The organism is Marinomonas gallaica (assembly GCF_001639745.1).
Lineage (GTDB): Bacteria > Pseudomonadota > Gammaproteobacteria > Pseudomonadales > Marinomonadaceae > Marinomonas > Marinomonas gallaica.
In genome coordinates this window covers 12,389-25,202 of record NZ_LTAX01000015.1, presented here as the reverse complement: position 1 = coordinate 25,202, position 12,814 = coordinate 12,389, and the positions used below count along the sequence as shown (strand labels likewise).

The following is a 12,814-nucleotide window of genomic DNA, read 5'->3' as shown; positions in this document are numbered from 1 at the left end:
TGCGTTCGTCCGGCGTATAATAGCGGCCTTATATTATCTTTTCTGCACTACCTTTTGCCGGAGACACCGGCCGGGACTTCTCCATGATTCGTTTATCTGAACTTTCCTTACCGCTAGACCACCCTGAAACGGCTTTGCGTGAGGCGATTATTGAGCGCCTGCAGCTGGTCGACGAAACCTTGCTGGACTTCTTTGTTTTCAAACGCAGTTACGACGCGCGTAAGAAAAACACGGAGATTACCTTTGTGTACATCATTCACCTAAACACCAGCAATGATGAAGTGGTTTTGGCACGTTTTGAAGACGATGTGCATGTGAAGGCCGCACCGGATATCGAATACCACCCTGTTGCGACCGCACCAGCCAGCTTAACCGAACGCCCGATTGTCGTAGGCTTTGGTCCCTGTGGTTTGTTTGCCGCGCTGACGCTAGCGCAAATGGGATTTAAACCGATTGTCTTAGAACGTGGGCGTAACGTGCGACAACGAACCAAAGACACGTGGGCTTTGTGGCGTAATCATAAGCTCGATACTGAGTCCAACGTGCAATATGGCGAAGGCGGTGCGGGTTTGTTTTCCGATGGCAAACTGTACAGCCAAGTGAAAGATCCTAAGTTTTACGGTCGTAAGGTGATGAGCGAGTTCGTTCGTGCCGGTGCACCGGAAGAGATTATGTTCGTTAACAAACCACACATTGGTACGTTCCGTTTAACCGGCGTTGTCGCCAAAATGCGTGAAGAAATCATCGAACTGGGCGGCGAGATTCGCTTTGAAGCCAAAGTAACGGATTTATTGCTAGACCAGCAAAAAGTCACGGGTGTGGCCTTGTCGGATGGCAGTGAAATACATAGCCAACACATCGTCTTAGCGTTGGGCCACAGTGCTCGTGACACGTTCCGTATGCTGCATAAAAAAGAGGTCTTTATTGAACCGAAGCCGTTCGCGGTGGGGTTTCGTATTGAGCACCCGCAGTCATTGATCGATAAAGCGCGTTTGGGTAAATACGCCGGCCATCCAGAGTTGGGTGCCGCGGACTATAAATTGATCCACCATGCTAAAAACGGTCGTGCCGTCTACAGTTTTTGTATGTGCCCAGGCGGCACTGTCGTGGCGGCAACGTCCGAAGAAGGTCGCGTGGTGACCAATGGTATGAGTCAGTATTCACGTAACGAGCGCAATGCCAACTCCGGTATCGTGGTGGGCATTAACCCTGAGCAAGATTACCCAGAGGGCATCTTGGCGGGTATCGAGCTGCAAGAGCGTTTAGAAGAAGTGGCGTATAAGCTGGGTGGTTCAGATTACAAAGCCCCTGCACAGCTGGTTGGTGACTTTATCAAAGGTAAGGCCTCAACTGAGCTGGGCGAAGTAGAACCGTCTTACAAACCCGGCGTGCAATTATGCGACCTAGCCGATGCACTGCCTGATTTTATCATCGAAGCCGTTCGCGAAGCATTGCCAGCCTTTGCTAAGAAAATTCGCGGTTTTGATCGTGACGATGCGATCTTAACGGGTATAGAAACACGTACGTCATCGCCGATTCGTATTACCCGTGACAACAAGAGCTTGCAAAGCCTAAACACGCAAGGCTTGTACCCGGCAGGAGAAGGCGCGGGTTACGCGGGTGGCATCTTATCGGCAGGCATTGATGGCATCAAAGTGGCGGAAGCCGTGGCGCTGGACATGTTGCAACAACAGGGCGCCTAATCAATGAAAATTGACCAGATCAAGAAACTGCAGCAGAAAAAATACCGTCAGGAGCTGGGCCACTGCCTAGTGGAAGGCGAGCATTTAGTGTTGGAGTTAGAAAAAGCGGCACAGAATAATCCTAAGCTAGCACCAGCAACGCTCTATGTCACATCGGAGTATGCCGATTGGTCGACGCAATTTGAAAAGATTGAAGTCAGTACCAAACAGATGGCGGGGATGTCCGATACCAAGAGCCCGCAGGGGATCTTGGCCGTGGTACCGATGGAGGCGATATCGCCCGCGTGCGACGATCAATTAACCGCCATTTATCTGCATGAAATCCAAGATCCCGGTAACTTAGGTACGATTTTACGCACGCTGGCGTGGTTTGGCGGTTTTCGCTTATTGCTAAGTTCTGGCAGTGTCGACCCGTTCAACCCCAAAGTGATTCGCTCCAGCATGGGCGCATTGTTCCATGTGCCGATGGAATTGGATGTTGACATCACGACCTTGCCGCAGCGTTTTAATGCGATTGGCTGCTTGGATATGCAAGGTGCGCCGCTAAGTTCACCGGAATTTAAAGTCTGTGACTGTTACATCTTCGGTAACGAAGCCCGCGGTGTGCCGCGTGAACATCTTGAAGGCTTAAACGCTCAAGCGTTTACGATTTCTGGTGTTGGCTTGATCGAGTCATTAAACCTCGCGACGGCTGTGAACTTGAGCGTTTACGAACGTCAGCGTTAGCCACGCTCCAACTTATGATGCCTCAAAAAGGGAGAAAGAATGCGACGCTTTCTCCCTTTTTCATGTTGTGTTAACAGGGCCCCGCCATTATTCGTGTCTATACTTCACGTTATATTAGCCAACACCTCATGTTCTTTGGCGTTTGGTCGATACTTTAGTTAATAACGAGTGGCAGGGACTGCCTAGTATTTAAACATGAGACAAGGTTGGGGTCGCATGAAACATATTTCATTATGGGGATTGATTGTTGTCCCTTTTGCTCTATTAGCAACGCTTGGCGGCGTCACTGTGTATCTATTTTCTACCGCCACTATTTCTAATGTTTCAGATAATGTGGGTCTGCATTATATTAAAGAGACCGAGTCTCGGGTGTATGATCGCGTCACGGATTTTATGGCACCGTTGAGCATCCTTGCCGAATTGAACCGAGATGCGATTGCCCACCATCCAGAATGGTTAGCGGATCTCGATACGATAGGAGGGCGATTCTACGAGCAAGCGGTGCCTTATCCTTACATGACCTTTATTTCACTGGCGACCGCGGACGGTCGTTATATCAATTCATCCCGTGACCCGTTTGGCAGCCGCGGCGATCATCATCTCGCCAACAATTACACTGGCGAGCCTCGCAGTTTAGAGGCGTTTGAGTACGATCCGATCCAATATATTGGACCTCGTATAGCGAGTGAACCCAGCTATCCAAACTACGACCCTAGAACACGGCCTTTCTATCAAGACGCGGTTAAGCAGCAAGGTATGACATGGAGTTCGATCAGCCCTTATTTTGGCTATCACTCATTAGGTGTTGGCTTATCCACACCGATTTATGATGAGCAAGGCACATTATTAGGCGTGACGGCGACGAGTGTGGCGTTGGTGGCATTGGATAAATATTTACAGTCGATCGAACTGGTGGATGATTCGTATGTTTTTTTAGCAGAAAGAAATGGCGATTTAATTGCCACCTCAAGCGACGAGGCGCTGTTCAGCGAGACCAATGGCTCAACTGAGCGCATGTCTCTGAGTTCTCACTCTAATAGCGTTCTGAAGCGCGCAGGAGAGGCGTTAATAGAAGGGGATCAAAAGCTTGACGTCAACGGTGAGCGCTTCTTGTATCATCTGCATCCGATTGAGTTACCTTATGGAGAAGTATGGTATCTAGGTGTCTTAATTCCTGAGTCATATTATCGAAACATGCTGACTGAGTATTCGAGCGCACTGTTTTTTATTGTATTAGTGATCTTTATCAGTATCGCGTTAGCGGGCTCTTTAATCGCACGTTTTATCGGTAAGCCCATTCTGCGACTAAACGAAGCGGTGAACGCCAACTCTTTAGAGCGTATACGAGCCATCCCGCAGCCTCTGAGTTACGTCCATGAAATCAACTCCCTTGGGCGAGGGTTGCAAGGCATGGCGAATAAGCTGTCAGATGTCATGCAAAACTTAGAGCAGAAAGTCGCGCAGCGAACCTCGCATTTAAAAAATGAAAATGAAGCGCTGCTTGCACAAAGTACGACCGATGAACTGACCGGATTATACAATCGCCGCGGGTTTAACTTACTGTTTGAGCAAGCATTTGAACTCGCTAAACAACAGAATAAGTCCATATGTACCGTGCTCTGCGACATTGACCATTTTAAGCGAGTCAACGATACCTTAGGGCATGTGGAAGGGGATAAAGCACTGATTGCCGTGGCCGCGGTACTCAAACAGCATTTTCGTCCTCACGACATCGTCGCGCGCTACGGCGGAGAAGAGTTTATGCTTATCATGGTCGACATGGGCAAAGATGACGCTGTGTCACGATTACATAAAGTGCGTCAAACATTGATAAAACAGCCTACCCACAAAGACTTTCCAATCACTCTAAGCTTCGGTGTGACCTGCACGGATGGTTCTACCCACCTGACACTTGAAGAGCTGGTGAACGATGTGGATGCTAAACTGTACCAAGCTAAAAACACCGGACGCGATAAGATCGTCGATTAAATGCTCATTTAGAGGCTTATCACTCACGGATGTCTTCTAGGACAACCGATGAATCCCCCAGCATGGTTCTCAGCGCCGCAGTAAAAAATGGGATATTTACTTGATTGATAATTTCATGTGTGTGAATGAAATTGGGTACCGTATTAATTTCTAATAGCCGCGTAGAGCCGTCGTTACGCAGCAAAACATCAATACCCAGCAGGGTATAGCTTGAGTCATCGGCCGCTAAACGTGTGTCTTCCAGCACGGGCCTAAGGTGTTTGACCAAGGCTTTGATGGTTGGATAACAGCGAGCATAGTCAGGATAATGAATAAGCTGAATCATCTTAACGTGCCCATTGGCGTTCTGATAGCCCGTATGATCGATTTGGACACGGTAGTCCGTGCTGTCAGGGTCGTAGGCAACGCCATGCACCACCAAGAAACCGTTCTGATAAAGATAGATCTTGTGGCGCCACACTAAACAATACACACGAACGGTAAACTTTTTCCCTTCAAATAAAGCAAGGTCCGTTACGCCCGCTTGAATAATATGGTCCGTCTTTAAATCGATATTGGCTAGGTCATTGTTTGCAACGCACTGCATACCTTTGCCACCGGTACCATACGCATTTTTGATAAACCAGATTGGGGTCGGCTCACCTTTATGATCGACCGCATCGTGTACCGTAAAGTAGGTTTTAGGCGCCAGAGATTCGAGATTGTGGTCAATCAGCGCTTGAGCCAGCGCGGCTTTATTCGCTAGGGGGTTGGTGATGCGTCGGTCGATCAACTTCAATACACGCGTAGCGTCGCTTAAGTCGGTTAAATCTGGATGAGAATCGCCGTATGTGTCCCAATAAGTAAAACAAATTGGCTGAGCTTTCTTTATTAACACAGGGTCTAATTGATTAATAGCGTGTTGAAAAATTTGCGTGGCGCGATTGGTCTTATTCGCCATTAACGATGTGCTACCGCTCGGTAACGCACGCGCAGTTTGAGTCGATGACTTGTCAGTGACTTGTTTTATGTTTGGGTACAGCTGGAAGTCTTGCTTTTCTGTCATGGGCCTCGCGTGAAACCAGATATTAAACGCCCACTTTTCACCTTCTACGACGGGTTCTCCAGCGTGTAAGCTGTCTTTATGAGCGAAGAGGTAGTCGTCTCCAACATTATTAAACAGCGCCATTCGACCTTGCTTTGCTTTGACCTCAGTATCCAGCTTGGCAAAGCGTGTCCCTCCGCCTTGCGTGACGTCGTTAAGATACACTAACGCAGTCACTAAGCGCTGCCCACCATAGCGACAGCAGCGCTGCCCTCGTTCAGAGGTCAGGTCGTAAGCATCGTAATGGCTACGGTACTCTTGATCAGGACCGTAATGAATGACCTGCATGGCTTCTGCGTTTTCCAACGGGATGCCAACCCTGTCTGCAATACGTTGTCCTATGCGTCCTACGGTTTCGTCCTCGGTATAACGTAACCAACAATTACTGCCACTGCGACCGTCAATGATGTCACTGTCTTTATCCAACGAGACCTTCGCCCGCTGCATTTTTCCAGAGGCTAGGGTAATCAAATAATCGCATTCGTCTGGCGTCAAGACATCGTCCTTAAAGCCTACGAACGGAACAGCATTTAGCACCGTCGTATCAGCGTATTCTGTTTTTACAGGGGCAAAATCTATCATGACTTATGTTGATCTGTCCTTTGTGCGTTGTATCGAAAGTGAGGCTGTTGAGGCAGCGTGTTAACCGATGCGTAATCGATAGACTTTCTAATAGTCACATATTCAAAGGATAAGTAAACGGACAACGTCAAAATAAGCGCCTTTAGGCGTGCGCTAGGTCGTGATTATATTAGATGAAACAATGCTAAGGTGTTGCAGAGTTAGAGGTGAGCGCCCTCTCAATCGACTCAAGAGGGCGCTATGAGATTAACTTAAACGTTTGATCAGTGCTTCTGCTACGGCTTCGGAGCTAGCTGGGTTTTGGCCAGTGATCAGTTGGCCATCTTCGACAATAAACGTTTCCCAATCGGAGCTCTTTTGATAATTGGCGCCAAGTTGTTTGAGTTCATCCTCTAAAAGGAATGGCACGATGTCGGTCAGGCCGACACCTTCTTCCTCTGAGTTAGTAAACCCTGTGACCTTACGACCCTTAACTAATGGCTCGCCATTTTCAGCACTCACGTGACGAAGTACGCCCGGGGCGTGGCAAACAAAACTAATGTTCTTGCCCGCGCGGTAAAATGCTTCGATCAAATTAATCGAGTCTTGAGAGTGGGCAAGATCCCATAGCGGGCCATGACCACCTGGGTAAAATACAGCATCGTAATCTTCAGCTTTAACTGTCTCAAGCATCACTGTACTGCCTAAAGCTTTTTGTGCTTCAGAGTCGTTCTTATAACGTTTTGTTGCCTCTGTCTGGGCGTCATCAGAATCACTTTTTGGGTCAAGCGGCGGAAGCCCACCAGCAGGGGACGCCAATGTAACGTCTGCCCCAGCATCAAGGAAGGTGTAGTAAGGTGATGCAAACTCTTCTAACCAAAAACCGGTCTTCTCACCAGTATCGCCAAGTTGGTTATGAGACGTTAAAACCATCAAAATTTTCATTGTGTTCTTACCTCTTCGTATTCTTTGATTTTTTACAGCTTGGTTGTTTCGATCAATCGTCGCAACAGGCAACAGTACAAAATATGAGAATTAACGCATTTACTGCAACTTAGTAGAAACACGACATAACTATGTAACGTAATGAGAAACAACAAACCCGCTTTTAATGTGAATAAAAACGGGTTTGCTTCAACTTGTCGTGTTGAGTGACTTACTCAGTCGCTTCATGAACCGTTTCTTTCGACTCATTATAAATTTCAGATGAGTCGTCCTTCACACCTTCCCAAGTATTTGAGCAGCCACCTAAGAAAAGCGCTGCAACCATCGCTAATAATGGAAGTTTCATAGTTATCACTCCTTTATGTTTTGGGTGAATTAACCCTAGCAGAAGTTTTATCGAAGAAAACACGATGTGAATTTTTTGCTGCGTTAAACCACAATGGAGAGGAAAATAAGACACACAAAGGCCATCGAATCGAGCTTCCATATTGCCCTCTTGCTAGGTGGGCAAGAGGGCAAGAGTGTTGACGTTGTTACCATTCAAACAGCAAGTCAGTACGAATGATGTACTTAGTGCCTTTGGTGATGGCGTTAGAGCTGTGGATGTAACTCAGTGGGTGGCGACCATGAGGAAACAGCAAGACGCCGCCTGCAGGCGTTCGGATATCCACCTCAGCGGTGGGATCACCGCGTCTTACCGGCGCTTCAGGGTTGTCTTGATTCACTAAGAAACGTGTTTCGCCACCTTCGAAATCGTCGTTCAGCAAGATTAAGAAGGTCATTCTGCTGTATCGGTCGTCGTAGGCATTGGTGATCAGCTCGTCACCGACGACTTTTGAGCCAGGCCAATCGCCATCCACGTGAAACTTGAAAAAGTCGTCTTCTTGGTAGCGGTAAAAACGAAAACGCGTATTGATGCCAACCGGCTTTTTACCCTCAAACAGGTCTAGATTTTGGTTCACGGCCTCGGCGATACGAGACCACAAAAGTCGCTCTGTGCCATCGTCCACGACGATGGTGATGTTATCGTTGTGGCGCACGTCTCTTGGTAAAGAGACGGCGGCATCTTTCAAGTAGCCCAAGGATTCAGACAGCTTGATGAATTGCTGAACCTCTGCTTCATCCAAGACATTTAACAATTGATACGCCCCTGGAACGCCCGAGTGATCAATGCGAGACACATTCGGTGTGCCTTGCTTTAGCGAAAAAGCATTGTCGACTCGGCTGGCCCACGTTGGGATCGCTGGGTTTTGTGCGCCGGGCTCACGCGCGACGACGAAAAAATGATCAGTGTTCATATCGTCTCCTATCGGCTCATCACTTGAATGTGTGGTATGTGACGATGCCCTGCTAAGCCACCGTGATTCGCGGCGGCGATGTATAACCTTATCCGCTAGGGTAATGAAAAAGAGAGGCGCTTTGAAACAACTTGTCTCGGTATGGGATACAAGTCATTTCCCATAGACCGCAGACCAAATAGAAGCGTTTAGACCCTTAGCGGGTCTGTTCTAAGGCCTGAGGCTCGACAAACATCTCATGCATAAACGCCAGCATCCACTTTAAGATAGGGCTGTTAGACGAGCGTTGGTGCCAAGCGGCAATCACATCAAAGCAGGGGGGTAATTCATCCAGTTCCACCTTGGCTAAGTGATCGTTGGGCAACAATCGAGACGGTAAAAAGCACGCCAAATGGGACTCGCCAATGATGCTCGGGGCCGCCGAAAAGCTCGGTATGGACATGACAACATTGCGACGTAGGCCTTTTTCGCCAAACCAATGATCGTGTGAGCCTTTCAAATTGGCGCGTGACGGCGAAATGATCAACTGCGGATGAGGCGCCAGCGCCTCAATGGATAACTGCTGTCCTGCCAAGGGCGAGTGTTTTGAGACCACACAGACATGTTGCTCATGAAATAAAAACATCGAAGGACACGTCTCAGGGATAAAGTGCGGAAAGGAAATGGCCAAATCCACCTCGCCCGTAAGCATGAGCTTATTGAGCGCGTCAGACTCGAAATCTCGGACAATGATTTTTAAATGGGGCGCTGCCTTGTTGACCGCATCCAATAGCGCTGGCAAAACCGTCATCAGCGCATAATCAGAGGCGGTAATGTGAAACACCCCTTCGAGTGTCGATGGCTCAAAAGTACGGTCCGAAAACAATGCCTCGATGTCTTGAATCACCTGATTCACTTGGGCTTCCAAAGACTCTGCAAGCGGAGTCGGCACCACGCCATTACTGGTTCGAATGAAGAGTTGATCGTCAAACATCCCCCTCAATTTACGCAACTGCTCACTGACCGCCTGCTGCGTCAGCCCCATCACATTCGCCACTCGAGACACATTGCGCTCTTGCAACAACAACTGCAGCACCCGTAATTGCTTGATATCGAGCCTATTAATACCACTCATAATTGTAATCCATACAACTAAACATTCGTTTTCATTGTAACGTATAGAGGTACGATTGACGCACTCCGCTATTGGTCGACCACGAATTTTTAGTAAAGTAGCGGGGTGAGAGAATGACGGCAGACACAATTTATTTTGCGCTGTTGGGTGTACACCGTTAGCCCAGACGATTTAACTTGATGAGGTAGTACAGGGATTTATGCAGCAATCAGGAATCTACGAGCAACTGATTACCCAGTTGGTGGAGCGGCGTTTGGACCGCGATCGTTTTTATGTCGGTGAGCGTGAGCTTTCAGCAGCCGAAGCATCGATTTGGCTATCCCGCTTTTTAGGTAATATTTTAGAGTATGCGATCGGCTCAGTGCCATCAGGCGATCAGCAGTTACAACAGCAAATCGAACTTTCGAATGAATTATTACTTTGGTTGAAAGAGCGCTTAAAAGACGATGCTTTCATCGAAGAAAACTTGCTCGATAGCCAAGGCAAAATTCTTACCGCCTTGTATGAACTGGAAAACCCTGTTGCAGCGAATTTGAAGCAATATGTCGACGACATCTTTCCGCTTACTGGGCTCACACAAAGTGAGCTGTTTTGCGGCAGCAACGCAGGGTTGTCGTTAGAGTCTGAGTTAAAACGCGAGATTCTATCCGCCGATAAAATCTATTGGCTGGTGTCTTTCATCAAATGGGCTGGGATTCGCATCTTTCGTAAGGAGTTGGAGGCGTTCACTGCCAGCGGTCGAGAACTTAAGATCATCACTACATCTTACATGGGCGCGACCGATACCAAAGCCGTGGAGTATTTGGCAAAGTTACCGAATACCGAAGTAAAGCTCAGCTACAACACCGAGCGTGAACGTCTTCATGCTAAAAGCTATTTGTTTCTTCGCAATTCGGGCTTCCACACAGGTTACATCGGCTCTTCTAATTTATCGCACTCGGCATTGACCAATGGCCTTGAGTGGAACTTAAAGATCACCTCGCAAGAAATCCCGCATATCATCGATAAGTCGCTCAGTACCTTTGAAACCTACTGGGTATCCAATGAGTTTGAGCTGTTTAATGGCGATGCCAGCAGTACTGAAAAACTTAATAAAGCCTTGCGACAGCAGCGTGTTGGCGATGAACATAATACCGCACACTTTTTTGATATTACGCCGTTCCCGCATCAAAGTGAGATTTTGGAACGGCTGGCCGTAGAGCGAGATATTCATCAGCGCTTTCGCAACCTAGTGGTCGCGGCCACTGGCACAGGTAAAACTTTGATTTCGGCGTTTGATTTTGCGCGTTTTGTGAAGCAGAAGCCGAACGCGACTTTCTTGTTTGTGGCGCACCGAGAGGAAATTCTAAAGCAAGCCCGAGCGGCCTACCGTGGCGTATTACGAGATGGTTCCTTTGGCGAGCTTTGGGTGGGTGGTCATACGCCAGCCCACTATCGTCAGTTGTTTGTATCGATTCAAACACTGAATAATCAACTAGAACACCTTAACCTGACGCCAGACTTTTACGATTACATTGTGATTGACGAAGTGCATCACATCGCGGCAAGCAGCTATCGTGCTGTATTGGCCTATTTCCAGCCGAGTTTATTGCTGGGCTTAACGGCGACCCCTGAGCGTCATGATGGCGGCGATATTCTGCCTGACTTTGGTGGTGTGATTGCGGCAGAGATTCGTTTGCCGGAAGCGATCAATCGTCGTCACTTATCGCCATTTCAATATTTTGGCATCGATGACGATACCGACCTTCGGAATATCGCTTGGAGCCGTGGGCGCTACGATATTGCACAACTGACTAACCTTTATACCCATAACCAAGCGCGTTTTGACAAGATACTGCTCAGTTTGCAGGAGATCGTTACCGATATTAGCCAAATGAAGGCGTTAGCGTTTTGTGTCAGCCGTGAACATGCACAGTACATGGCGAGCCAATTTCTGCTCAAAGGTATTAAAGCTGACGTACTGACCAGTGATAACAGCGCTGAGCGTCAGCAGAAACAGCAGGCGATCCGTAGCGGACAAATCAATGTGCTTTGTGTCGTGGATATCTTTAATGAAGGTGTCGACATTCCTGAAGTCGATACTTTGTTGTTCTTGCGTCCTACCGAAAGTCTCACCATCTTTTTACAACAGCTAGGGCGTGGCTTGCGTATAGCCGAGGGTAAAGAGTGTTGTACGGTATTGGACTTTGTTGGTAACTCACGACCTGAGTACGATTTTGCTAATAAATTCAGGGCGTTAGTCGGTAGAAGTCCAAAAGCGATCAGTGATGAAATCAAACAAGGCTTTCCGCATGCGCCGTTAGGTTGTCGAATCGAGCTGACAAAGCGCACCCAAGAAATGGTGCTCAGCCATATTCGCCAAGCGACACTTACAAAAAGTCGTCTGGCGGCTATGATCCGCCAATTTCCCCAGCATTCGACACAACCTCTGACACTAGCGAACTTTATCGCGCAACATCCACATATCGACTTAAACGAACTTTACAAACGCGGCAGCTGGGCTGAGTTGGTGGCGAAATCCAAAGATGAAGTCAAAGAAGGCTCGCAGATCGATGAAGCCTTTAAAATAGTGCGCAAAGCGATACATAACCGCATTCTGACCTGTGACGATCATGGTTATTTAAACTTCCTTGAACGACTTTGTCAGACTGACTTTAGTGGTGCCAACGTGGACGATCGACGTACGGTAATGTGCCATTATGACTTCTGGAAAAAGCCGGGTCCTGATGTAGGCTTTGCGTCTTTAGCACAGAGCATCAAACAGCTTAGTCACCTAGGTGTAGCTGAAGAACTTGATGATGTGATTCGCTGGCAACTTGCTCGTATCAAACATGAATTGGTGGATATGAACGATCTGTCAGAGGTGACGCTTAAGGTGCATGCTCGCTACGCCCGCGAGCAGATATTAGCGGCATTTGGCGCGACCACGTTTGAGCGTCAACCGCCGGCACGAGAAGGCGTGTTTGTTATTCAGGATCAAAATATAGAGCTAATGTTTGTCACGCTGGATAAAAACGAAAAGCAGTTTTCGCCGACCACCATGTATCACGACTACGCCATTAATGAGTCACTGTTTCATTGGCAATCGCAAAACAGCGCTCGACCAGATCATGGTCGTGGCCGCGATTACATCCACCACCGTGAAATAGGGAAGCGCTTATTTCTCTTTGTACGAGAGCAAAGTAAAGACGAATACGGCCGCACCATCGGATTTGTGAATTACGGGGAAGTGGAATACGTATCGCACACCGGCTCGCAACCGATGAGCATCACGTGGCAACTGAAAACACCTATGCCACACTTTATGTGGCAACAAGCCGCGAAGCTGGCGGTGGGGTAGGTTATGTTAGATCACTACAGTGGTTAGCAACTAAGTTGTCCAAGAGGGATGCCC

9 protein-coding genes are annotated in these 12,814 nt (G+C 48.0%); 4 read left to right on the top strand and 5 right to left on the bottom strand.

Features of this window, described 5'->3' with window-relative positions; genetic code table 11:
* Nucleotides 1-83: 83 nt before the first annotated feature.
* The 3 genes from AYW76_RS13500 to AYW76_RS13490 all read left to right on the top strand — a co-directional run bounded on the left by AYW76_RS13500 (nucleotide 84) and on the right by AYW76_RS13490 (nucleotide 4,418).
* Nucleotides 84-1,703 carry an NAD(P)/FAD-dependent oxidoreductase gene (locus AYW76_RS13500; RefSeq protein WP_067221166.1) on the top strand — a complete coding sequence of 540 codons (1,620 nt, stop codon included), beginning with the start codon at nucleotides 84-86 and terminating at the stop codon, nucleotides 1,701-1,703.
* 3 nt (nucleotides 1,704-1,706) lie between these two features.
* Nucleotides 1,707-2,429, top strand: a complete 723-nt coding sequence (locus AYW76_RS13495; protein WP_067221162.1) for a TrmH family RNA methyltransferase — start codon at nucleotides 1,707-1,709, stop codon at nucleotides 2,427-2,429.
* Nucleotides 2,430-2,645: 216 nt separating this feature from the next.
* Nucleotides 2,646-4,418 carry a sensor domain-containing diguanylate cyclase gene (locus AYW76_RS13490; RefSeq protein ID WP_067221159.1) on the top strand — a complete coding sequence of 591 codons (1,773 nt, stop codon included), beginning with the start codon at nucleotides 2,646-2,648 and terminating at the stop codon, nucleotides 4,416-4,418.
* A gap of 19 nt (nucleotides 4,419-4,437) precedes the next feature.
* Here the strand turns inward: AYW76_RS13490 and AYW76_RS13485 are convergent, their stop codons facing one another.
* The 5 genes from AYW76_RS13485 to AYW76_RS13465 all read right to left on the bottom strand — a co-directional run bounded on the left by AYW76_RS13485 (nucleotide 4,438) and on the right by AYW76_RS13465 (nucleotide 9,420).
* Complete coding sequence (locus AYW76_RS13485) at nucleotides 4,438-6,084, bottom strand: 2OG-Fe(II) oxygenase (RefSeq protein WP_067221156.1); 1,647 nt, start codon at nucleotides 6,082-6,084, stop codon at nucleotides 4,438-4,440.
* A 246-nt stretch (nucleotides 6,085-6,330) separates the two neighbouring features.
* Complete coding sequence (locus tag AYW76_RS13480) at nucleotides 6,331-7,008, bottom strand: type 1 glutamine amidotransferase domain-containing protein (protein ID WP_067221153.1); 678 nt, start codon at nucleotides 7,006-7,008, stop codon at nucleotides 6,331-6,333.
* Nucleotides 7,009-7,219: 211 nt separating this feature from the next.
* On the bottom strand, nucleotides 7,220-7,354 hold the full coding sequence (locus tag AYW76_RS19540; RefSeq protein WP_067034048.1) for an entericidin EcnAB: 135 nt from the start codon (nucleotides 7,352-7,354) through the stop codon (nucleotides 7,220-7,222).
* A gap of 187 nt (nucleotides 7,355-7,541) precedes the next feature.
* Entirely contained in the window at nucleotides 7,542-8,306 is a 765-nt protein-coding gene (locus tag AYW76_RS13470; RefSeq protein WP_067221151.1) for a 2OG-Fe(II) oxygenase, read from the bottom strand.
* A 196-nt stretch (nucleotides 8,307-8,502) separates the two neighbouring features.
* Nucleotides 8,503-9,420 carry a LysR family transcriptional regulator gene (locus AYW76_RS13465; RefSeq protein ID WP_067221148.1) on the bottom strand — a complete coding sequence of 306 codons (918 nt, stop codon included), beginning with the start codon at nucleotides 9,418-9,420 and terminating at the stop codon, nucleotides 8,503-8,505.
* Between the two features lie 199 nt (nucleotides 9,421-9,619).
* Here AYW76_RS13465 and AYW76_RS13460 point away from each other — a divergent pair, with 199 nt between their 5' ends.
* The gene (locus AYW76_RS13460) at nucleotides 9,620-12,760 is read left to right on the top strand and encodes a DUF3427 domain-containing protein (protein ID WP_067221144.1); all 3,141 of its coding nucleotides are present in this window, start codon (nucleotides 9,620-9,622) and stop codon (nucleotides 12,758-12,760) included.
* Nucleotides 12,761-12,814: the final 54 nt, after the last annotated feature.